The organism is Oleiphilus sp. HI0132, from assembly GCF_001635845.1.
This window is the reverse complement of the sequence record NZ_LWGJ01000445.1, coordinates 17,715-39,409: the sequence shown is the minus strand read 5'-3', so window position 1 is coordinate 39,409 and position 21,695 is coordinate 17,715. Positions and strand designations below refer to the sequence as shown.

General features: G+C 44.5%; 21 protein-coding genes and 2 tRNA genes. 1 reads left to right on the top strand and 22 read right to left on the bottom strand.

All coding sequences use genetic code 11. The features are described from left to right. Nucleotides 1-287 precede the first annotated feature (287 nt). The 4 genes from A3766_RS05515 to A3766_RS05500 form a co-directional block, all read right to left on the bottom strand. Nucleotides 288-363: transfer RNA gene (locus tag A3766_RS05515), tRNA-Glu, on the bottom strand. 21 nt (nt 364-384) lie between these two features. Beyond that, nucleotides 385-460 (bottom strand) — tRNA-Ala (locus A3766_RS05510). Nucleotides 461-532: 72 nt separating this feature from the next. Continuing rightward, nucleotides 533-2,044, bottom strand: coding sequence for a glutamate--tRNA ligase (gene gltX / locus A3766_RS05505; RefSeq protein ID WP_068510577.1), 1,512 nt, complete (start codon nt 2,042-2,044; stop codon nt 533-535). A gap of 74 nt (nt 2,045-2,118) precedes the next feature. Further along, nucleotides 2,119-2,763: an MBL fold metallo-hydrolase gene (locus A3766_RS05500; protein WP_068510655.1), complete on the bottom strand. Its 645-nt coding sequence runs from the start codon at nt 2,761-2,763 to the stop codon at nt 2,119-2,121. Nucleotides 2,764-2,966: 203 nt separating this feature from the next. On the opposite strand from A3766_RS05500, the gene A3766_RS05495 reads away from it, so the two are divergent. Beyond that, nucleotides 2,967-3,305, top strand: a complete 339-nt coding sequence (locus A3766_RS05495) for a hypothetical protein (protein ID WP_068507198.1) — start codon at nt 2,967-2,969, stop codon at nt 3,303-3,305. Nucleotides 3,306-3,322: 17 nt separating this feature from the next. Here the strand turns inward: A3766_RS05495 and A3766_RS05490 are convergent, their stop codons facing one another. The 18 genes from A3766_RS05490 to cysE all read right to left on the bottom strand — a co-directional run bounded on the left by A3766_RS05490 (nt 3,323) and on the right by cysE (nt 21,680). Beyond that, nucleotides 3,323-3,739: an MAPEG family protein gene (locus tag A3766_RS05490; protein WP_068510580.1), complete on the bottom strand. Its 417-nt coding sequence runs from the start codon at nt 3,737-3,739 to the stop codon at nt 3,323-3,325. Between the two features lie 159 nt (nt 3,740-3,898). Beyond that, nucleotides 3,899-5,116, bottom strand: coding sequence for a dihydrolipoamide acetyltransferase family protein (locus A3766_RS05485; protein WP_068510582.1), 1,218 nt, complete (start codon nt 5,114-5,116; stop codon nt 3,899-3,901). Nucleotides 5,117-5,118: 2 nt separating this feature from the next. After that, nucleotides 5,119-6,180, bottom strand: coding sequence for an alpha-ketoacid dehydrogenase subunit beta (locus A3766_RS05480; RefSeq protein WP_068510657.1), 1,062 nt, complete (start codon nt 6,178-6,180; stop codon nt 5,119-5,121). Between the two features lies 1 nt (nt 6,181). Then, complete coding sequence (gene pdhA, locus A3766_RS05475) at nt 6,182-7,369, bottom strand: pyruvate dehydrogenase (acetyl-transferring) E1 component subunit alpha (RefSeq protein WP_068510584.1); 1,188 nt, start codon at nt 7,367-7,369, stop codon at nt 6,182-6,184. 10 nt (nt 7,370-7,379) lie between these two features. Next, nucleotides 7,380-8,456: a Glu/Leu/Phe/Val dehydrogenase dimerization domain-containing protein gene (locus A3766_RS05470; RefSeq protein ID WP_068510587.1), complete on the bottom strand. Its 1,077-nt coding sequence runs from the start codon at nt 8,454-8,456 to the stop codon at nt 7,380-7,382. 278 nt (nt 8,457-8,734) lie between these two features. Next, on the bottom strand, nt 8,735-8,986 hold the full coding sequence (locus tag A3766_RS32595) for a cysteine-rich CWC family protein (protein ID WP_068510590.1): 252 nt from the start codon (nt 8,984-8,986) through the stop codon (nt 8,735-8,737). A gap of 39 nt (nt 8,987-9,025) precedes the next feature. Continuing rightward, nucleotides 9,026-10,468, bottom strand: a complete 1,443-nt coding sequence (der, locus tag A3766_RS05460; RefSeq protein WP_068510592.1) for a ribosome biogenesis GTPase Der — start codon at nt 10,466-10,468, stop codon at nt 9,026-9,028. Nucleotides 10,469-10,478: 10 nt separating this feature from the next. Beyond that, the gene (gene bamB, locus A3766_RS05455; RefSeq protein WP_068510595.1) at nt 10,479-11,723 is read right to left on the bottom strand and encodes an outer membrane protein assembly factor BamB; all 1,245 of its coding nucleotides are present in this window, start codon (nt 11,721-11,723) and stop codon (nt 10,479-10,481) included. Nucleotides 11,724-11,883: 160 nt separating this feature from the next. Then, complete coding sequence (locus tag A3766_RS05450) at nt 11,884-12,543, bottom strand: tetratricopeptide repeat protein (RefSeq protein ID WP_068510597.1); 660 nt, start codon at nt 12,541-12,543, stop codon at nt 11,884-11,886. Nucleotides 12,544-12,711: 168 nt separating this feature from the next. Further along, nucleotides 12,712-13,986 (bottom strand): histidine--tRNA ligase, encoded by a 1,275-nt coding sequence (gene hisS / locus A3766_RS05445; protein ID WP_082865422.1) that lies wholly within the window; start codon nt 13,984-13,986, stop codon nt 12,712-12,714. 74 nt (nt 13,987-14,060) lie between these two features. After that, a complete protein-coding gene (gene ispG / locus A3766_RS05440; protein WP_068510602.1) occupies nt 14,061-15,173 on the bottom strand; it encodes a flavodoxin-dependent (E)-4-hydroxy-3-methylbut-2-enyl-diphosphate synthase in 1,113 nt (370 codons plus the stop codon). A gap of 49 nt (nt 15,174-15,222) precedes the next feature. Continuing rightward, nucleotides 15,223-16,164, bottom strand: a complete 942-nt coding sequence (locus tag A3766_RS05435; RefSeq protein WP_068510604.1) for a RodZ domain-containing protein — start codon at nt 16,162-16,164, stop codon at nt 15,223-15,225. Further along, the gene (gene pilW, locus A3766_RS05430) at nt 16,161-16,988 is read right to left on the bottom strand and encodes a type IV pilus biogenesis/stability protein PilW (RefSeq protein ID WP_068510606.1); all 828 of its coding nucleotides are present in this window, start codon (nt 16,986-16,988) and stop codon (nt 16,161-16,163) included. The genes A3766_RS05435 and pilW overlap by 4 nt, the downstream gene beginning before the upstream one ends. Nucleotides 16,989-17,077: 89 nt before the next feature. Continuing rightward, nucleotides 17,078-18,214 carry a 23S rRNA (adenine(2503)-C(2))-methyltransferase RlmN gene (gene rlmN, locus A3766_RS05425; protein WP_068641867.1) on the bottom strand — a complete coding sequence of 379 codons (1,137 nt, stop codon included), beginning with the start codon at nt 18,212-18,214 and terminating at the stop codon, nt 17,078-17,080. 185 nt (nt 18,215-18,399) lie between these two features. Continuing rightward, complete coding sequence (gene ndk, locus A3766_RS05420) at nt 18,400-18,828, bottom strand: nucleoside-diphosphate kinase (RefSeq protein ID WP_068510611.1); 429 nt, start codon at nt 18,826-18,828, stop codon at nt 18,400-18,402. 150 nt (nt 18,829-18,978) lie between these two features. Then, nucleotides 18,979-20,127 (bottom strand): aminotransferase class V-fold PLP-dependent enzyme, encoded by a 1,149-nt coding sequence (locus A3766_RS05415; RefSeq protein ID WP_068510613.1) that lies wholly within the window; start codon nt 20,125-20,127, stop codon nt 18,979-18,981. 128 nt (nt 20,128-20,255) lie between these two features. After that, nucleotides 20,256-20,759 carry a Fe-S cluster assembly transcription factor gene (locus tag A3766_RS05410; RefSeq protein ID WP_068510615.1) on the bottom strand — a complete coding sequence of 168 codons (504 nt, stop codon included), beginning with the start codon at nt 20,757-20,759 and terminating at the stop codon, nt 20,256-20,258. A 147-nt stretch (nt 20,760-20,906) separates the two neighbouring features. Further along, nucleotides 20,907-21,680, bottom strand: a complete 774-nt coding sequence (gene cysE, locus A3766_RS05405) for a serine O-acetyltransferase (protein ID WP_068510617.1) — start codon at nt 21,678-21,680, stop codon at nt 20,907-20,909. Between the last annotated feature and the right edge of the window lie 15 nt (nt 21,681-21,695).

The following is a 21,695-nucleotide window of genomic DNA, read 5'->3' as shown; positions in this document are numbered from 1 at the left end:
ATATTTCACTTAAAAGTCTCGAGTACGGATTTCGTCAAACATAATACCTACTAACACCCAGTAAACGTCAAAAATCCATCAGGCAGATTTGATCTGCTAATCCCCCTCCTTTATGAGCCTCTAAAAAACAAATTTAACTGAGTATCGGCAGAGAAAAACACATAGAACAACTACAGTAGACAAGTAAATAGCCCGAAAAAGACTGAGAGAAAGTAACAATGGCTATACTCAACTTTCTACAGGCGAAAAAAAACCTCGATATCAAATTGATATCGAGGTTTTTTATATGGCGTCCCCTAGGGGAGTCGAACCCCTGTTACCGCCGTGAAAGGGCGGTGTCCTAGGCCTCTAGACGAAGGGGACAGTAAACTGTCCTGAATGATTTGGTGGAGCCATGCGGGATCGAACCGCAGACCTCAACGCTGCCAGCGTCGCGCTCTCCCAGCTGAGCTATGGCCCCGCACTGGTGTGCTGTGCATCATTCAACGGGGGCGTATATTATTGAAGTCTCCCCCCCGAGTCAAGACTATTTTTACACTTCTTTTAACTTTTTGATTTCTGCGCTAAGCGATTGATATTCCTTCTCTACTCGCTTGGTTTCTTTCTTGGAAAAGCCACCCAATATGCTAACAGCATGACGCAGCCTGGCACGACTCATATCTGGCCCTAAAAGCGCCATAGAATCGACTACTGACCAAGAGTTTGGTGTACCAGCAATAGCGATAAAGATTGGCTGCATGCAATCACCTATCTTAAACTCCATCACCTTGGACAAAGCCTTAATCTCGGCAAAGATATTATCTTTGTTCCAATCACGTAATGATTCCAATTGCCACAAAGCAAACTGCAACACGCGTTTAACTTGCCCTTCTTCTAGTTTTTTATGCGCAAAATCTGCAGCCTGTAATTCCAGCATACCTGAAAACATAAAGGTGCTTAATGGTGCGATGTCAGCAAAGGTCGATACACGCCCCTGTACATGCTCAACCAAAGGTTTAAGGTTTGCCTCGTTGAATGCCCAAGCTTGAGCGCGCGCCATAAATTCGTCAGCACTTAGATTTTCACGAATCCACACGCCATTCAACCAGCTTAGCTTTTCGACGTCGAAAATCGGTCCACCAAGCGAAACACGTTTAATATCGAAGTTCTCAATCATTTCCTGTAGTGTAAATTTCTCACGCTCATCAGGCATAGACCAACCCATTCGCCCCAAATAGTTAATGACTGACTCGGGTAAAAAACCAGCACGCTCATAATAATTAATACTGGTTGGGTTCTTACGCTTGCTTAGCTTGCTCTTATCCGGGTTTCGTAATAATGGCATGTGACATAGCACAGGCATATCCCAGCCAAAATACTTATACAACAACTGGTGCTTAGGTGCCGAGTTAATCCACTCTTCACCACGGATAACATGCGTGATCGCCATCAAATGGTCATCAACTACATTCGCCAGGTGATAAGTAGGCATACCGTCTGACTTAAGCAGAATTTGAGAATCGACCTGAGACCAGTCAATCTCTATCTTGCCACGTAACATATCGTCAATTTCGCAAACACCTTCGTCCGGAACTTTCATACGAATAACATGCGCATCGCCACGAGCTAAACGTTCTTTGACTTCGTCACTAGATAACTCAAGGTCACCTTTAATCCCAGGGTTTAAACCCGCCGCTTTTCGCTCTTCACGAATCGCATCAAGCTCTTCTGGTGTACGAAAACAATAAAAGGCATTACCCTGTTCGACCAACTGCTCGGCATAGGCACGATAGTCGTCTTTTCGCTCACTCTGGCGATAAGGCCCATAATCACCACCTACATCTGGACCTTCGTCCCAATCAAGCCCTAACCACTTCATTGAAGATAAAATATCACGTTCCGATTCTGGCGTGCTTCTCGCTTGGTCAGTATCTTCAATTCGAAGGATAAACTTACCTCCGTGTTGCTTGGCGAAACACATATTAAACAATGCAATATATGCTGTACCAACATGAGGGTCACCCGTTGGGGATGGTGCGATTCGTGTTCTTACCATTTGTGTCATTAACGTTATGCCTATCTGATTTTTTGCTGTGTCAACGCTGGTATCGAGCGCTTAAATATTATCTGTATACCTTACTAGCCGTAACCACCAACAAAGGGGTTGTTGGCTTTTTCATGCCCTATGGTCGACATCGGGCCATGACCCGGAATGAATTTCGTTTCATCCGCCAATGCCCAAAGCTTAGATCGAATCGACTTCGCAAGCGTGTCGAAGTCGCCCTTAGGGAAATCCGTACGCCCGATTGAGCCTTGAAAAAGAACGTCACCAACGACCAATAAATCACTACCTCGATGGTAAAAAACGACATGGCCTGGCGTATGACCAGGACAATGTAGCACTTCGAGAATCTCGCTCCCCACTTCAACCGTATCGCCCTGTTCCAGCCACTGGTCAGGCGTAAAGATCTTGGCAGCAGGAAAACCAAACATCTGGCTCTGCTGAGGCAGCATATCAATCCAAAACTTATCTTCTTTATGAGGGCCAACGACAGGCACCCCACTCTGCTCAGCTAAATCCGCCGTTGCACCGGCATGATCAATATGCGCATGTGTCAAAATTACCTTATCAAGCTGAAGGCCTAAAGATTCAAGCTCAGCCAAAATTTTGGGTAAATCACCACCAGGGTCGACAACTGCCGCTTTTTTACTCTGATCGCACCACAAAATTGAGCAGTTCTGCTCAAAAGCCGTTACCGGCACTATCTTATACTGTAAACTCATGAAAAAATTACCGATAGAAAACAAGCTTATATCGCTGCTATATAGTTTGTGACAAGGGATTAAACTAATCGTCCGAACTGCACAGCAATTTTCTGACATGCATTATCCCTGAAGAAGAATGAAACTCAACCAAAAACGTATAAATGGATGCAAGGAAATGCCTTCAGTCAGCTATGCGTTAGTCACAATAAAGGACGATAACGATGCTGCTTAAATATAGCTACCCCTCAGTCAAACGGTCTTCAAAGTTTACTGCACTCATACTCGGTACAGCGCTCTCTGGCTGCTCATTTATTGAACTAAACCCTGGAGCCAAGCACATCATCTTTGCCAATGACGAGAACTGCGAATTGATCAATACATTTGAAGCGAGTGTACCGACAGAAAACGCTTTTATTACACGAAGTGATAAAGCCATAAGTGAAGAACTTCAAATTCTGGCACAGAACGCAGCATTTGAGCAAAAGGCAAATGCGATCTGGCCAGAGTCAGAGATTCTTGAGGGAAAACAACGCTTCAAGTTACTGCGATGTGACAGATAAACAAGTGCTTACGAGTACTATACCAACGCAAACAACATGGCGAGCCACAACACTGCTAAAGCCATCATACTCGCAGCAAAGCTCGCAAACCTTAGGCTGACATTGTTGTTACCCAAGTGGACAAAAGAATGTACTAGCCGCAAAGCCACATACAACCAAGCAGCGACAACTGACACAAGACCAACGCTATCCGTGATATAAGTGAGTATAACCCCAACATAAAATAAGGGTGGTACCTCAAAGTGGTTATGAATATGGCGAGTGAGAATATGGAGCCTTTGCGGCTCCTGCCCTTCATTGTATGAACGATAGTACTTCATACTAACTTCACCGCGTTTAATTGCCGCAAAGCGTGTTAACCCTAGTTTAAAAACTAAAAAAGAGGTTAATAAAAACATCGCGATAGCGGGATAGATAATTCTAACTGTATCCATAAAAGTCTCGTCTATTGTTGTGGAGTACCTATCTATTGTGCGGTATTGACTACTGCACAAACGCGAGACCACATTCACATAAAGCGAGACCTTGGTCAATCACTTGTATAGACTTGAAACTCTGTAGATCACTCAGAGAAACAAAGCACCAGAGAGCCCTTAAGACTCTAACGACTCGATAAAAGCCTGCATAAACCTGGCCGCCTCTGCACCGCTGGCTGCGCGATGATCAAAGCTCAGCGATATAGGCATAACTCGACCAACCTTTATCTGTCCGTTTTCAACGACAGGCTCATCATGAATTTTCCCCACACCCATGATCGAAACCTGTGGCGGAACAATTATAGGTGTAGCGTAACGCCCGCTTAACGAGCCAAAGTTGCTTAGACTAATCGTTGCACCAAGTAGCTTTTGAGGCTTAATCGTACGGTCATGAACTGATTGAATCTGTTTCTTCATGATTTCTCTGATTCTAGCATCGTCTAGAGTTTGCACCTTTCGAATCACCGGAACGTATAAACCCTGCGCGGAATTAACCGCCACACCTAAATGAATATCTTCGAATAACTGAATACCTAAAGCTTCCTCATCAAACCAGGCATTGAGTATTGGCTCCTTCATACACGCAAAGACAAGTGCCTTAATACATCGGAGCGTGATGTCCTCACTTTTCTTCCAAGTACAAATATTGGCATCATCGAACAGCGTTACGGCTGGAATGTGTTCATGAGATTTACTCATCGTTTGCGCCATGACTTTCCTGGCACCTGTTAATTTAGTGATTGAATCACCACATCTCCCAGGAGAACTTCCTTTCAGCTCATTCTTCTTGTAATGAGCTTCCAGAATTCCTTTCTCTGTAAGCATCCCATAAGACTTTTCACTGAGCTGTTCTGTCAGGCCTATTTTTTCTGCAAAGACCCTGACAGAAGGCGGCGCATTTAAAGTCTGTTTCTGCTTTAAAAGCGCACTGTCAGGCGGGCTGGCATGATCAACAATCATATCCTCATATTGATCGACATCCTTTTCACCTTCTGCAGTTTGCAAACTTCCAACGACCGATACGCTCTTTTGCACATTTTGAGAGACGCCTAGATACTCCGATATCGAAGTATCTTTACCTATCGGGGACTCAGCATTTTCCTTCTCAGTGTATTCTAATAACACTGAACCCACATCAACCATGTCGCCCGCTTTACAGTGAATTTTCCCGATTCTAGCTTCCACAGGAGATGGAATTTCCACAATAGCTTTTGCCGTTTCGACAACTAAAATCAACTGATCAACCAAGACCATATCGCCAGGCTTAATCTTCCACTCAATAATTTCTGCACCCTGGAGGCCTTCACCGAGATCAGGTAGATAAAATTTGCTCATAGCTAAGCCTCCTTGTTTCCGTCTGCGTCAACCGGTGTTGCGGCCCTGCACATCACCGCTGCCAATTCGGTTATTTGCTCTACGCCGGGCAGGTAGTTTGATTCGTTACGAAAATATGGCATTACCGTGTCATAACCAGTGATTCTCGCCACGGGTTCCCTTAAGTAAGGGAAGGCTCTTTCAGAAAGCGTTGCTGCAATCTCCGCACCCAGCCCACAGCTTCTTGGCGCCTCATGAATAACTATGCAGCGACCAGTTTTTTGAACCGACTGGATAATAGTATCGTGGTCTATAGGAGAAATACTGGCAACGTCTATCACCTCACACTCAATCCCATCCCTAGCCAATAAACTTGCCGCTTGCATAGTTTCATTTATGCTCGCCCCCCATGAGACTAAAGTCATATCCCTTCCTTGACGCAATAGAAAGGACTTATCCAATGGCAAGCCTTCACCATCATCCTTTACCTCACTATGAAATAAACGATAAATGCGTTTTGGCTCCAAAAATATAACAGGGTCATTGGAACGAATCGCTGACAAAAGCAGTCCATAAGCCCTTTTTGGAGAGCTAGGCTGTATAACCCGAATACCCGGAATATGTGCAAACATTGCCTCGGTACTTTCACTATGATGTTCGGGTGCATGAATTCCCCCGCCATAGGGGGCGCGAATAACCATTGGGCAAGAAAGGCGCCCACGTGTGCGATTACGCATACGTGAAGCATGGCTAACCAAGTGCTCCATTGCAGCATAAATGAAGCCCATAAACTGTATTTCTGCAACCGGACGCAGGCCTTGAGCTGCCATTCCTATAGTCATGCCTGCAATCATCGTTTCAGCTAGTGGTGTATCCATAACCCGACGCACACCAAATGCTTCTCGTAAGCCCTCCGTTGCGCGAAAAACACCGCCATTAACGGCAACATCTTCGCCAAGCACAACCACTTCTTCACTTTCTGCCATTGCGCGATGCAATGCCATATTAACGGCCTCAATAATACAAACCTTCGATGCGCCAACACTTTCAGGAGCACAGTCATCTATTGCTTTAGTAAGATTCATATCATTCATGGCTATGCCCCTCCATATCAACTGGCTTCAACTTATCCTGAGCGTCGGTATTTTCAAACCTTGTCCCTTCACATTGCGGGCTTATTTTTTTAGTGTTTTTCATACCAAGCAATTTGACCTGCGCGTATTGGTCAAGCAGTGGCTCAGGTAGTGTTTCGAAGAGATAATCAAACATCGCCTCAGGTACGTCATCCTCCTCTATAAGATAGGCTTCAACAGCCTCACTAATTTTCTTCTTAATTCGTATGAGAAGTTCTTTCTCCTTGGATTCCGACCAGTATCCTTTAGACAGTAAAAAAGTTTTTAGTCTTGAAATAGGCTCCTTGTCCCAGGCTGACTTCAGCTCAGAATCACTGCGATAACGTGAAGCATCATCGGCGGTAGTATGATCCCCTAAGCGATAACTCACCGCTTCAATAAGCGTTGCACCTTTACCTGCGTAGGCTTTCTCCAGTGCTATATTGACTGCATGACGCACGGCAAAATAGTCGTTACCATCAACAACCAGTCCCTCAATCCCGGCGCCAATCGCTTTTTGGGCAATCGTTTGCGCGCCGCACTGAATATCGCGGGGGGTCGAAATAGCCCATTGATTGTTATTTACAACCATTACCAAGGGTAGTTGCCACGCCCCTGCCAGATTTAGTGTTTCGAGAAAGTCGCCTTTCGAGGTCGCGCCCTCACCACACGTAACAAGAGATGCTTGATGTATGCCTTTGGTTTTCAGAGCAACAGCTGCACCGGCAGCGTGGCCATATTGTGTCGCTATTGGCACACAAACAGGGAAATCATTTGGGCATGATTTATAATCACTACCACGTTCCAAGCCTCCCCAATACATCAACATCTCTTTTAAAGACACCCCTCGCAAATATTGGGTAGCGAAGTCGCGGTAATAAGGCGCAAAAATATCATCTGGGCTGAGCGCCATACCAATGGCCGTACCAATTGCTTCCTGGCCTAGAACTGAAGGGTAAGTTCCAAGCTTGCCAGTTCGTTGTAAAGCGATAGCCTTATGGTCAAAAGCTCTGATCAAAACCATCGTTTCATAAGCTTTTAGCATTTCTTCTTTGAGCAGTAGAGAATCCGGTAAAGACTGCTTAAGCTGCCCGTCATCGCCAAGAAATTTCGAAAAACTTACATCAAACCTAAGGTTTTCTTCAAAAGTATAAGATTTCATACCGCCTCCTCTATGCTGCAAAGTCTTGAAGACGAGTCAATTTTTCTTCGGCTAGCTGGTCGGCAACAACACTTGTTGCCCTGCCTTTTGAGCTTGAGCCTTGATAAACCTCTTCTAAGGTTCGACCTATCTGCAATATTTTTTCATGTATTCTGGCCTGTAAAACTTCATTTCTTGAAACCAGCTCAAAGTCCGAACGCAAAGACTCACTGTGGGTTAGCGAGGCATAAATCAAACCTCCAGAGTTAATCACGTAATCGGGAGCGTACAATATTCCCTTTTCATGCAGGCGCTGCCCAAGCTCAGGTTTCGCTAATTGAACGTTTGCTGACCCGGCAATTATTCGGCAGCTCAAACGTTCAAGGGAAGACTCATTGATGACATTACTTAAACCGCAGGGGGCAAAGACAACGCATGGCTCCTGAACAATCTGCTCAGGACTGACTGCGTGACTTGCAAACTCTCTTAAGGCGGACTCAACCCTTTCTCTATTAATATCAGCCACAACAATCTCTGCACCAGATTCTGCGAGCAGCAAACCAAGTTCGTAACCAACATTGCCAATTCCCTGAATAGCAATACGTAGACCTTTTAAGCTTTCTGTTCCTAACTTGAAATTGACGCTTGCCTTTATTCCTTCAAATACACCAGCAGCGGTATAACTTGACGGGTTACCAGCATCACTCGTACTGGTAACATGCGATGTCACAGTCTGAATAATATCCATTTCTCTCGCACTGGTGCCGGAGTCAATCGCAGTAATATACCGACCGTTTAAGGATTCAACAAAGCGCCCGAACTCACTAAATAATGACCTTCGATCAAAGTGACGATCAGGAACCATGATGACCGACTTGCCACCGCCTTGAGGAAGCTCTGCCAAGGCAGCTTTGTAGCTCATGCCTTTAGCTAAGTTCAGCGCATCTTGAAGGGCGTGTGATTCACTTGGGTATTTAATAAAACGGCAGCCGCCCAGTGCAGGACCCAGTGCAGTATTGTGGATGGCAATGAATGCCCTGAGACCGCTACTAACATCGTACCTAACGTGCAGCTCATTGACCTGGTGTTGATCCAGTAATTCAAACATGATGCTATCCTCTCAGAATAACTTACGATTGTTTGAATATATACTGGCTTATGACCACGACTACTCAAACAAGTCGTAAGAGGTGGTAACCTCGCGTCGATAGAGGGAACGCGCAAATATAAATTTTGGTGTGATGCAAAAACTGTTTATTTTTTGCACACTACAGTTCGAGTATAAAGCGACTTAAAAGGCTCTGTGAAGGGAAAGTAACAAATATTTACGAGATCACATACAGGGGGAAATAGGCTTTTTCTTTTTTTAAAGTGGTAATAGGGCAGCTATATCGCTTGAATTTCAGCAATGCAGCTTGCGCACAAACAACATAAACCATTACCAAATTTTGATGCTTCAGCACGTTGATTAGAGTTCAAGTTAACGGAGGCGCACCAACAAGGCTCTTCCCGAATACTAACAGTATTAGGTGGTATCATAGCCCCCGTTGAAAGGTCTTTTTTAATGACATTCAAGCATAGGTTTGCTTTGCCACATCTGGGGCAAATATCTTCTTTAGGGGGATGCAGTTCAGTCATAGAAAGCTAAACACCTAGGCAAGCCCTCGTTAAAATCAATTAACGAGAAGTACTGCCCTTTCCTTTACTCTTACGTGTTGAGTTTTTACCACGGCGGTTACCAAATTCTCTGGATTTGGTAATACGGGCTTTTTTAGCTCTCTGCTTCTCATTCATTTTGTTAGTCGGACTAGCGAAAGGGTTATCACTCGACTTAAATTCAAAACGAATTGGTGTACCTTTAATCTTAAGTACTTTCCTGAAGCTCTTCTCTAGATAACGTTTGTAGCTATCTGGCAGGTCATCAGTCTTAGATCCATGCACTACGATGATAGGCGGATTTGATCCCCCCTGGTGAGCATGACGAAGCTTGACCCGTCGGCCACGAACAATTGGTGGTTGGTGATCAGATACTAAATCTGAAAGCAACTCTGTCAAACGTTTGGTCGGCCACTTATCGAAAGCAGATTTATAACCCTGGTCGATAGACTTATATAAATCCCCCACCCCGGTTCCATGTTTGGCTGAGATGAAATGAATTGGAGCATAGTCAAGGAAAACTAAACGTCTATCCAACTCTCTCTTTACTGATTTTTTGTCATCTTGGGTCATTCCATCCCACTTATTGACCGCCAATACCAGCGCTCGCCCGGCATCCATAGCAAAGCCAATCAGGTGAAGATCCTGCTCAACGACACCTTCTCTGGCATCGATAACGACAACAACAACGTTGGCATCTTGTATCGCTTGCAAGGTCTTGATGATGGAGAATTTCTCTACCGCCTCTTTAACATTTTTCCTACGGCGCACACCTGCCGTATCGATCAAGGTATAGGGCTTTTCTCGGCGTTCGTAAGGAATATAGACGCTATCTCTCGTGGTACCAGGTTGATCATAAACAACAACACGGTCTTCACCAAGCAGTCGATTAACCAAGGTAGACTTACCAACATTTGGTCGTCCGATAATACCAATTTTACAACCATTTGCTTCATCATCTTCCTCGATTTGTTCCGGGAAGTCCTCCATTGCATCTTCGATCAGCGATTTAACACCGCGGTTATGAGAGGCTGCGGTTAAGCGCAGCTTCTCCATACCCAGCGAGTAGAAATCATTGGCAACAGTATCAGCATTAAGGCCATCAATTTTATTAACAACCAGGGTATAAGGTTTTCCCGTTTGTCGGATATGACGAGCTATCTCTTCATCAATAGGGGTCAATCCATCCCGGCCATCCACAACAAAGAAGATTAGATCAGCCTCTTCTATTGCCAACAAGGACTGCTCAGCCATGACAGCATCGATCCCGACTTCATCACCACTTATACCACCGGTATCGATAGTAATGAACTTCTTATCCAACGCCACTCCAGAGCCGTACTTACGATCCCGAGTTAAGCCTGCGTAGTCTGCGACAATTGCATCTTTTGTTTTGGTCAAACGATTGAATAAGGTAGATTTACCTACATTAGGACGACCTACTAGCGCTATTACAGGAACCATCTATCTACCTTTAATCTCTATATTCGTTAGACGACTCTTCGAAAAGTCTTCTATTTCTAAACCTCGAACCCAAGGGTCTAAGGTCCTTTACCTTCGGATTCAACTGATACGATACTATGTCACCAGAACGTGCATAAACATATAGCCGGTCGCCCTTTACAATCATCTCACCCATGACACCATCACTGTCAGGGTATTTCCGTGCAAGTACTTTTCCATCCAGCACTGATAGCACATGGATATAGCCCTCGAAATCAGCGGCCATCACAAACTGGTCAAAGACCACTGGTGAGCCTAAACGACGATATAAGAACTCTTCATTTCGCCACAACTCCTTTCCACTTTGCTTATCAAGCGCAATAATCTCACCTTTATCCGTGGTAACAAAGAGCTTGCCAAAGCCTAACGCGAGCTTGTTAAAAGATGAAATTTCTTTAGACCAAATTTCCTGCCCATCGAGCGCACTTAAAGCAAATATTTTACCTTGGTAAGCGGCTGCATAAAGGGTATCACCATCAAGCAAAGGCTGACCATCCGAGTCGACCAAACGCTCTAGTTCTGTGCGCCCTTTTGGTAGAGCAAGTGTTGCTTTCCAGAGAGGCAAACCAATGTCGTTCCTCAATGTGAGCAACTCACCATTGGCGAAGCTAGTCACCGTATATTTCCTCGATACTAAAGGTTTGGCAGTACCTCGTAAGGAAAGTATCGGCACAACACTATCATGACGCCAGCGTTGCTTGCCATCTTGTGCCCCGAAAGCAGCAACTTTGCCATCAATAGTTTGAACGATCACCAGTTCTCCGTTTACTGCTGGCGGAGCCGTTGCTTCACTGCTTAGCGGAGAGCGCCAATTCTCTTGGCCATTTTCAAGTTGTAGTGACACTAAATAACCAGAAAACGTCACAACATAGAGGCTATCTCGGTCAACTGCTAAGCCGCTGCTAATAGTCTCATCCAGCTCATGACTCCAGACAGTCTTACCGGATAAACGATCAATAGCACTAAGAAAGCCTTCAGTATCGACTGAGTAAATCTTATCATCTCTAAGGATAGGTGAAAGCTGAAGCTTTAGTTCTTGATCACCTTCTCCTACCGACTTCTTCCATATACGTTTAAAGTTAATTTGGTCTTTGAAGTCGATATCAAGCTCTGCAGGCTGATTTACTGGCGAACTACTACAAGCAGCTAGCAAACAAGACAAAAGGCCAAGAAAGGCGACCTTTTTACACCACCGATGTATTTTCTCTAGCGCCATGCTATGAAATCCCTAATGCAACTTAGCGTTCTGTATGATTACTTCAAACACTATATAAAAACAAAAAAGGCAGAGCTTAGCTGCCTTTGAAAGATAAATTCTCGCCCCTTTGTAGTTTTCAGCCTAGGCAATGCTGGCTGACAAAAAGGGGCAAAATTGATTATAGGGTCTTAGGATCGATACCTAAGTCTGACAGCTTAACCGCCAACAAAGGTTGCGCCTGAGGCTCTTCTTTAATAAGTTCGAAAGCATTCTTGTATGCCTCGATAGCGCCAGGGATATCACCTTGTCGCTTTTTAATGTCACCCTCTATTTCAAGGTAGCTCGCTTTAAACACCTCTTCACTTGGCTTAAGCAAGGCCAAAGCATCGTCATGCTTTTCTTGCGCGGATAAAATACGAGCTAAACGAGCGGTGACAATATGTTGAAGACGAACATCTTCTGTTTTTGATAAAACCCAATTTAGCTGCTCTGCTGCACCTTCGTAGTTTTTGTCTTCTACCAGGTCTTTTGCCATAAACATCGCAGCATACAAAGCGTATTCAGTGCCCTCAAACTCATCTTTCAGTTGCTCTGCCAAGTAGCTGACTGTTTCCGCTTCGTCTTCACTATCAAAATCGTTTTGCGTAGCGACTGTTACCAATTGTTGATACTGCAAAGACGCTGCTGTTTTTTCCTGAATCACATTGTTCTGGTAAGCCTTCCAGCCAAACACAATAACCAGCGCTGCACCAATACCCATCAATAGTGAATTACCGTTATCGCTCCACCACTTTTTCAATGCCGCCAGTTGTTCATCTTCTGTTGAAAGGTTGTCCACGTCTTGCTCCTGTCTACCTTGTTTTTGTCTTGGCACCCTTACTGGGCACCTTCGTTATCATTGTATTGCGCTGCATTATAACCGACTCGGTCGAGTTCGCAGCATTAAAAACAGCTAGTGTTGCTTACTTTTTGGCAATACAGCCAAATTCCCGGCAACTCCCAAGCTTTAACTAAATGCAGAATTCACTTCTGTTAAGAGCTCTGCAAAACTAACCAGCTTTTGCCCACCCTCACCTTTTAGTCGTTTGACTACCAACGTATCATTTTCCAGCTCCTGTTCGCCAATAATGATACCAAGAGGTGCGCCAGACTTATCAGCTTTTTTCATCTGACTCTTGAAACTACCACCGCCTGCATTCTGCAGTACTCTCAAGGAAGTTTCACTTCTAAGCAACTCAGCAACTTCAAAGGCTTTATGTAAAGTACCTTCTCCTGCCGCCACAATAAAAATATCGACATGCTCGCTTACCGACTCAGGGACAAGCTTCAGCTCTTCAAGCAGTAGCACTAAACGCTCTACCCCCATTGCAAAACCAACTCCCGGAGTTGGCCTTCCGCCAAGCTGAGCAACCAGACCATCGTAGCGCCCACCAGCACATACCGTGCCTTGAGCACCTAAGGCATCTGTCACCCACTCAAAGACCATTTTCGAATAATAATCCAAACCTCGTACTAAGCCATGATTAACACGATACTTGATATCTGCATGATCCAGCAGCGACAATAGCTCGTTAAAGTCATTCTTAGACTCGTCTCCATAGAAATCGAACAGACTTGGCGCATTCGCGAGAATCTCTTGGGTCTTAGTATTTTTGCTATCCAGGATTCTTAGAGGGTTTGTTTTCATCCTACGCAGACTATCTTCGTCAAGCTGATCAGCATAACCTTCAAGATAAGCAACTAATGCATCTTTAAAGGACTTGCGCTCTTCAGGCAAGCCTAAAGAGTTTATCTCTAACACCACATGTTCAGATAAACCAAGCTGCTTCCACAAGCGAGCAGTCATCATGATCAACTCAGCATCAATATCAGGCCCTTTAAAACCAAAACACTCAACACCGACCTGATGGAATTGGCGATATCTTCCTTTTTGTGGACGCTCATGTCTGAACATCGGCCCTGTATACCACAAGCGCTGAGTCTGGTTGAACAATAGACCATGCTGCTCGGCTGCTCGAACGCAGCATGCAGTTCCTTCAGGGCGCAGGGTTAAACTGTCACCGTTTCTATCTTCAAAGGTATACATTTCTTTTTCAACGATATCGGTAACTTCTCCGATAGAGCGTTTAAATAGTTCTGTCTGCTCGACAATAGGCATGCGAATTTCTTGATAGCCATAACTTTGGAGCACACCTTTTATATGCCCTTCCAAGTACTGCCAAACTGCAGATTGCCCGGGTAACAAATCATTCATTCCACGGATAGCTTGTATTTTTGCCAAGGTTTAATCCTTATTATCTAGAACTTCTCTCGAGCTCACTTAGCAAGCAAGAGGAAAAATTACAGTGTTAAATTCTATGCTTTTGCAATCACCTGAGACTCCTGGGCCTCTTTGGCTGCGATCTTGGACCTGATGTTTCGCTCTAAATCATCAACAAGTGTTGTGTTAGCTAATTTATGGTCCGGCTTTCCATCAAGGTAAAGTAAATTATTCGGCGATCCACCGGTCAGACCAACGTCTACTTCTTTAGCTTCACCCGGACCATTTACAACACAGCCAATTATCGCAACATCCAATGGCGTCGTGACGTCTTCTAAGCGCTCTTCCAATTCATTCATTGTCTGAACAACATCAAAGTTTTGTCGAGAGCAGCTTGGGCAGGCAATAAAATTAATACCCTTTGAGCGAATCTTTAAACTTTTAAGAATATCAAAACCAACTTTGATTTCTTCAATAGGGTCGGCAGCAAGCGACACTCGAATCGTATCGCCAATGCCATCCATTAATAACATCCCCAAACCCACGGCAGACTTAACCGCACCTGATCGAAAACCCCCGGCTTCGGTAATACCCAAATGCAAAGGCTGTTCAATTTGATCAGCAATCATTCGATACGCAGCAACTGTCATAAAAACATCTGAAGCTTTAAGGCTGACCTTAAAGTTATCGAAATCATGAGCCCGCAGGATATTAACATGACGCATTGCCGACTCCACCAAGGCTTCAGGGGTTGGCTCGCCATACTTCTTTTGCAAATCTTTTTCTAATGAGCCCGCATTAACTCCGATACGAATCGGGATATTTTTCTCTTTAGCACAGTCAATTACTGCTTTAATACGGTCCTCTTTACCTATATTACCAGGGTTAATACGCAGACAATCCACGCCGTATTCGGCTACTTTTAGGGCTATCTTGTAGTCAAAGTGAATGTCAGCAACAAGTGGAATAGAGGTCTTCTTCTTTATTTCTTTGAATGCTTCTGCCGCTTCCATACTAGGAACTGAAACACGCACGATATCAGCACCTGCGTCCTGCAATGCCTTTATTTGCGCTACCGTCGCTTCAACATCACAGGTTTCAGTATTGGTCATACTCTGCACAGCAACAGGTGCATCGCCACCGACAGCTACATCCCCAACCCATATCTTCTTGGATTTTCTGCGTTTTATAGGCGATTCAAACTTCATTCATTTAATCCTTTGACCGTTGAAGGCCACTCATAACAATTCATTAGCATTATGGACTTAAGGTCAATTGAGCTCTGCCATTCTTGGCAGTGTGAGGTTTCAAATCAACCGTCTTCCCTTCAAACTCAACCTGAACCTGTTTGGCATCGCCCAGCACCATTGTAAAAGGAGCTGGCCCTGTATAATTAACTTTATTGCCAGCACGTTTTAAAGAAGCAAATACAGTTTTACCTTCTGCATTAGTAAATTTGAACCAGCAATCACCACTAAACTCCGCAGTAAAGTTTGCATTAAAAAACTGTTTTTCCTCAACAACTGGAGAATTACCGCCCTCAGGGCTCAGCTCCACTATGTTTGACGCGTCTTGGGGCAAAGCCGTGGAAGTGTTTATCTCAGTTTTTTCTGGCACAGCCTTTATCACTATCTTTTCGTTTGCCAGAGTCTGTGCAGCATTTTTAGCAGCTGGTAGCTCAGATTTTGGGTCATCCAGTATAATCTTTTGGCCTTCTGTTTCAGTACTCGGTGATAAGCTGCTTGGAGAGCTTGTCGTACTTTCAGGTAAGGGGCTTCCCTCTTGTAGAGGCTTATCTTCTACCAATAAATATCCTAAAACATAGACACTCAAACCAGCGACTAAGGCCAATGCAAACAGCACACTGACCAATTTCTTACGGAATTTCGCTTTCTCGGCTTTTTTCGCATTTAAGGCTACATTCTCGATTTCATTCTTGCGAGTACGTAACTGAACCTCAAGCAGCTCAACCATTCGCTCTTCATGCAAGTTAACCAAACGACAATAAGAGCGAAAATAACCTTTTAAGAAAACATCGCTACTGAAGTCGTCATAATCTTCATTCTCCATTGACTGCACAACACTTGCCCTTAGGTGAAGATCATGTGCAACATGGTCGATAGAAAATTTTAACTCTTCTCGTGCAGTCCGGAGAATTAAGCCTGGGCTTGACGAAATATCAGCTGTTTCCTTACTCATCGACTAGCACCATTTAGCGTTATTTTTTTTCCAAGTAAACTCTTGGCAAGCTGGTTTTCTTCAGTATCGGGATACATTTGCTCGAGTAAGCCTGCCAAAGTAATCACTTGCTGAGAACTGTCATAATAATTGGCAATCCTGATTCCCAGCCATAAACTCTGAGCCGAGTGTTGCATACCGCGCTCACGAATCAACCGTACGAGGCGATTATAATAATGCTGAGCTCTTTCAAAATCGTTGGACTGGATCAGCAGCTCCGTTACACCAGATAGCGCACGACCATTACGACGATCCAAGCGCAAAGTACTGGTATAGGCTTCAATTGCTTCAGCACTATTACCTAGTTTAAGTTGGCATAAAGCGATATTAGAGAATATTTGTGAACGGCCTTCATAACGCGTATCTTCAGATGCTAGTTTAAACTGTTCAAGCGCCGCCTCAATTCTGTCAACTGAATACAAAAACGCTCCGTAATAACTTCTTCCACGCGTATAGCTTGGGTCGGTTTCCAAACTCTGTTTAAAGTAACTCTCAGCAGCAACTGTCTCCCCTTCCTGGTGGTAAACCAAGCCCATAGCTGCGTTAGCTGGAGCATCCAGTGGTGATATCTCCAACGCTCTGTTCAAGTGCTTTCGAGCTCGATGCAGGTCATCCCGCTTAATGTACTCAAGACCAAGCGTCACATAACGCCCTACCGCGACAACCGGATCGGCCTTATCAGTTAGCGAACTATTGGTCGTCGTCACACAAGCTTGCAAGAGAAGGCAAAAGACTATCAGCCAGCCCTTCAATAAGAATCTGTATTGTTTATTCAAAAACAGCATGCGAATTTAATCTGCCTTTTTCTATTTTTTATACGAGCCGCTTTCATTGCGGTCTCTTTTTCTATAAAAATTAACCAAACCAATATATTTTATAGCTGTTTTGCAGCAATTGTATTTGCTGCATCCGCGTAGCGCGCACTGCGTCTCGTTCGATCTTCAACCTGACCGACAAGCTGCCCACAAGCCGCATCAATATCATCACCACGCGTTGTTCTAACGGTCGTGATATAACCACCCGCAATCAACCAATCCTGAAAACATCGGACCTCGTTGTTTGAGGGCTTTTTATACCCTGAGCCTGGGAAAGGATTAAAAGGTATAAGGTTGATCTTACAGGGAATTCCACGCAAAATCTCAATCAATTGGTCTGCATGAATCTTTCGATCATTCACTCCTGCAATTAGGGTATATTCGATGGTCGCTTTTCGTTTATCCGAAAGCTGATCCAGATAGCTTTTTAGCGATGAAAGCAGCATCTTAATCGGATACTTCTTGTTCACCGGCACCAGTTCGTTTCTAAGCTCATCGTTTGGTGCATGCAAGGATATTGCAATCGAGGCATCGGTAAATTCGCCCATTCGATCCATTGCTGGCACGACACCAGCAGTACTGATTGTCAGACGCTTCTTGGAAATGCTGTAAGCGAAATCATCCATCATGATGTCTACAGCATCCATGACATTGTCAAAATTTAACAGCGGCTCGCCCATACCCATAAACACAACATTTGTTACGGGACGATCTTTTACCCGGTCGAGTTCTTCAAAGGAGGCAATAGCATTCCAAATCTGACCTACAATCTCTTCTGTAGACAAGTTACGATTAAAACCCTGCTTACCAGTAGAACAAAAACTACAATCCAGAGCGCAACCGATTTGAGAAGAAATACACAAGGTTCCACGGTCACCTTCAGGAATAAGCACCGTCTCGATACTACTACCGCCAGGCATCTGCATCACCCACTTACGAGTTCCATCTGACGAGATATCCTGATAGATAATATCTGGCCCTTCAATCGTTGCGATCTTTGAAAGTTTTTCACGCAGCGCTTTGCTGATATTGGTCATTTCGTCGAAGTTATGCACACCNTATTGATGAATCCATTGCATGATTTGTTTGGCACGAAACGGTTTCTCACCGATCCCCTCCAGGAAATCCAGCATTTTTTGCCGTGGAAGACCCAACAAATTAACTTTTTTAGTTTCTGGTGTTACATCTGCGCTCATAAATTCTCTCGCGTAAAAATACTGCCGAACTGCATGTTTATTCACCCAATCATTCAAATTATTGAGCGAAGTCTACTCGTTATTAATCCGGCTATAATAACGACAAAAAGCAGGATCCTTTCTCTGAGCGTCTATTTGAGGCGCTACAGGGAATGGTATCCTGCTTGCTTTAGGCTAATGTAGCCTTAGCCGCGTGGGCAAATCTCTGCATCTGCGAAGAAGTAAGATACTTCACGAGCTGCTGATTCAGTTGAATCAGAACCGTGTACTGCGTTCGCATCGATAGACTCTGCGAAGTCTGCACGGATTGTACCTTCTGCTGCTTCTTTAGGGTTTGTTGCACCCATTAGGTCACGGTGAGCAAGAACTGCGTTTTCACCTTCTAGAACCTGAACAACAACCGGTCCAGACGTCATGAATGAAACCAAGTCACCATAGAAAGGACGTTCTTTGTGCTCAGCGTAGAAACCGCCAGCTTTTTCATCATCCATGTGGATCATTTTTGAAGCAACAATCTTTAGTCCAGCTTTTTCAAAACGGCTGTAGATTTTACCAATTACATTTTTTGCTACTGCATCAGGTTTGATGATTGAAAGAGTGCGTTCTACCGCCATGAGCTTATCTCCAAAGTAAGTTTAAAAGTTAAAAAATTGTGGCGGGATTATACAGGGCAAAGCAGAAAAAAGACACTCACCAATAACGCCATTAAAAAATATTAAAACAAAGAACTCTAGCAGCCTTTTAGCCCAATAAACTAGCGAACTCTAGCCCTTCATTCGCGTGACTGCCGAGCAGAGCATCTCAGCGGCCTTCAGCACTTCATCTTTAGTTGTGAAACGACCAAAGGAAAAACGCAAGGCGCTCAATGCCAATTCGTCAGACAAGCCCATAGCTGTCAACACATGCGATGGAGACATGCTAGCCGAGGTGCACGCGGAGCCTGACGAAATCGCTAACTGTGGCAGAGCAGAAAGCAAGACCTGCCCATCCAAGCCCTCAAATGACAGATTTAAAATACCTGAAATCGAATGCTCGAACTGACCGTTTACACGCACACAACCCAAGCCCGAAATACGTTCCATAAACAGGGATTTAAGATCAGAGATACTGACCTGTTCTTCCGTCATTGATGCCGCTGCAATCTCGAAGGCCTCTCCCATCGCAACGATCTGGTGCGTAGGTAAAGTACCAGAACGCATTCCTCGCTCATGGCCACCACCATGTATTTGCGCTGGAAGAGTGAAATCAGCTTTGCGCCGTACATATAAGGCACCAATACCTTTCGGACCATAGATTTTGTGAGCACACATTGAAATCATATCGGCACGTAATTCGTTCGTGTCTACTTTTAGTTTTCCTGCACTCTGCGCAGCATCGATATGAAAAAGAATCCCCTTCGATTCCGTAAGTCTGGAGATTTCATAGACATCATTAATCGCACCAGTTTCATTGTTCACATGCATCAAGGAGACCAAAACCGTATCAGGGCGAAGTGCCTGCGCTACATCATCAACAGAGATTCCCCCACTGACGCGAGGCTTCAACCAAGTCACCGAATAACCCTGCGACTCTAAGAACTTGACGCTATCAATAACTGCCTTGTGCTCAGTCATCGATGTAACAATATGCTTACCCTGCGACTTACGCGCCAACACCGCGCCTTTAATTGCTAAGTTATTCGCTTCTGTCGCACCAGAGGTCCAGACAATCTCTCGCGTATCCGCGCATAATAAGCTGGCAACTTGCTTTCGCCCATGCTCGACAGCGGCTTCTGCTTGCCAACCATATATATGAGAACGGGAGGCTGGATTGGCAAAGACACCGTCCATCGTCAGAAACTTGGACATTTTTTCAGCTACACGCAAATCAACAGGAGTAGTCGCCGCATAATCGAGGTAAATAGGCTTATTCATAGATTAGGGTTCACAAAATAATACAGACTAAATTTTGCGCGTATTATATAGAGAGGAAGTTCTGATTACCATGAACGTAAATTGACCGACAAGCACAACTACTGCAATAGAAAAGAGCCCGCAGAATGCTATATATCTAATAAACTTGAGTTAATAAGTTCTGCCGCTTCATTCTGACGAATAGCAGTAACCTGAACCTCTCGTTTGTTCATAAGGTCTTGAAGACTTATAGAATTTAGAAAACTATGTATTTGCTGGCTAAGATCCATCCATAAATGATGAGTGAGGCACTGCTCGCCGTCCTGACAACCGCCTTTCTCAGCTTTTTCCTCCACACCCTCACGGCTTTTGGCGCCGCAACGAGTTGTATCAATTGACTCATCAACAGCATCAATAACGGCGGCAACTGAAATATCAGCAGCCTCAACATTTAGCTGATAACCGCCTCCCGGACCACGTATACTTCTAACCAGCTTACGTTGTCTAAGTTTCGAAAACAGCTGTTCCAAATAAGAAAGAGAGATACCCTGCCTAAGCGAGATATCTGCTAAGGCAACCGGGTTATGACAAGCATGCAGCGCAAGATCAAGCATTGCAGTGACCGCATATCTACCTTTTGTGGTTAGGCGCATTGCTTAATTCATGTCTCTTGAAGTGTTTATAGTCAGCATCGGAGCGATGCATTGCTGAAAAATTATCTATTACCTGAGTAATTTAATCAAGTATTCTCAAGCCTCTCCCCAATAATTGAGACATTAGCCCTTCACCAAATCGAACTATTACTTAATATCTTTAAAACAGCACATGTCATCTTCATCAATAGAAGGTACAGCCTCTTTGTTATAACCGTCATCAAGCTTACGTAAGGATTTGCACATTTCATTCATCCGTTCATCAACCATATGCATATGATCCAGCATACTTCTAATCGAACGCGCAACCGGGTCGGGCATCTCATCACTTAAGCCATAAGCATCAAAGCCAAAGTTCTCTTCCATTTTCTTACGCTTACTGTCATCCGGGGTAGCCGTTTCAGGAACTGATTTGAGAATAATTCGTCCCGGGATTCCAACTACGGTTGCTTCAGCCGGGACTTCTTTAGTAACAACTGCATTTGAACCAATCTTAGCATTTTGCCCTACATCAAAGGGCCCAAGTACCTTGGCACCCGCGCCAACCACCACACCATCCTGAAGCGTTGGGTGACGCTTACCTTTGTTCCAACTTGTGCCCCCCAAGGTAACCCCCTGGTAAAGGGTAACATCATCTCCAATTACTGCGGTTTCGCCAATCACTACACCCATGCCATGATCGATAAAAAAGCGCTTACCTATTTGTGCCCCCGGGTGGATTTCTATTCCCGTGAGCCAGCGACTAAAAGTTGAAAGGGAGCGCCCAAGCCAACGAAAATTTCTGAGCCAGAGCTTATGGGCTAGTCGATGTAGCAGCAAGGCATGTAAACCAGGATAATTCGTTAACACCTCAAAGGTGTTTCGTGCTGCAGGATCACGATCAAATACACTCTGAATATCGTCTTTCAAGCCTTCAAACATAAAATTTCCTATCTA

What these genes read in the sequence shown, in the direction of transcription:
- gltX (WP_068510577.1), bottom strand. Translation starts at nt 2,044, where the DNA reads ATGACACAAATGGTAAGAACACGAATCGCACCATCCCCAACGGGTGAC.
- A3766_RS05500 (WP_068510655.1), bottom strand. Translation starts at nt 2,763, where the DNA reads ATGAGTTTACAGTATAAGATAGTGCCGGTAACGGCTTTTGAGCAGAAC.
- A3766_RS05495 (WP_068507198.1), top strand. Translation starts at nt 2,967, where the DNA reads ATGCTGCTTAAATATAGCTACCCCTCAGTCAAACGGTCTTCAAAGTTT.
- A3766_RS05490 (WP_068510580.1), bottom strand. Translation starts at nt 3,739, where the DNA reads ATGGATACAGTTAGAATTATCTATCCCGCTATCGCGATGTTTTTATTA.
- A3766_RS05485 (WP_068510582.1), bottom strand. Translation starts at nt 5,116, where the DNA reads ATGAGCAAATTTTATCTACCTGATCTCGGTGAAGGCCTCCAGGGTGCA.
- A3766_RS05480 (WP_068510657.1), bottom strand. Translation starts at nt 6,180, where the DNA reads ATGAATCTTACTAAAGCAATAGATGACTGTGCTCCTGAAAGTGTTGGC.
- pdhA (WP_068510584.1), bottom strand. Translation starts at nt 7,369, where the DNA reads ATGAAATCTTATACTTTTGAAGAAAACCTTAGGTTTGATGTAAGTTTT.
- A3766_RS05470 (WP_068510587.1), bottom strand. Translation starts at nt 8,456, where the DNA reads ATGTTTGAATTACTGGATCAACACCAGGTCAATGAGCTGCACGTTAGG.
- A3766_RS32595 (WP_068510590.1), bottom strand. Translation starts at nt 8,986, where the DNA reads ATGACTGAACTGCATCCCCCTAAAGAAGATATTTGCCCCAGATGTGGC.
- der (WP_068510592.1), bottom strand. Translation starts at nt 10,468, where the DNA reads ATGGTTCCTGTAATAGCGCTAGTAGGTCGTCCTAATGTAGGTAAATCT.
- bamB (WP_068510595.1), bottom strand. Translation starts at nt 11,723, where the DNA reads ATGGCGCTAGAGAAAATACATCGGTGGTGTAAAAAGGTCGCCTTTCTT.
- ispG (WP_068510602.1), bottom strand. Translation starts at nt 15,173, where the DNA reads ATGAAGTTTGAATCGCCTATAAAACGCAGAAAATCCAAGAAGATATGG.
- A3766_RS05435 (WP_068510604.1), bottom strand. Translation starts at nt 16,164, where the DNA reads ATGAGTAAGGAAACAGCTGATATTTCGTCAAGCCCAGGCTTAATTCTC.
- pilW (WP_068510606.1), bottom strand. Translation starts at nt 16,988, where the DNA reads ATGCTGTTTTTGAATAAACAATACAGATTCTTATTGAAGGGCTGGCTG.
- ndk (WP_068510611.1), bottom strand. Translation starts at nt 18,828, where the DNA reads ATGGCGGTAGAACGCACTCTTTCAATCATCAAACCTGATGCAGTAGCA.
- A3766_RS05415 (WP_068510613.1), bottom strand. Translation starts at nt 20,127, where the DNA reads ATGAATAAGCCTATTTACCTCGATTATGCGGCGACTACTCCTGTTGAT.
- A3766_RS05410 (WP_068510615.1), bottom strand. Translation starts at nt 20,759, where the DNA reads ATGCGCCTAACCACAAAAGGTAGATATGCGGTCACTGCAATGCTTGAT.
- cysE (WP_068510617.1), bottom strand. Translation starts at nt 21,680, where the DNA reads ATGTTTGAAGGCTTGAAAGACGATATTCAGAGTGTATTTGATCGTGAT.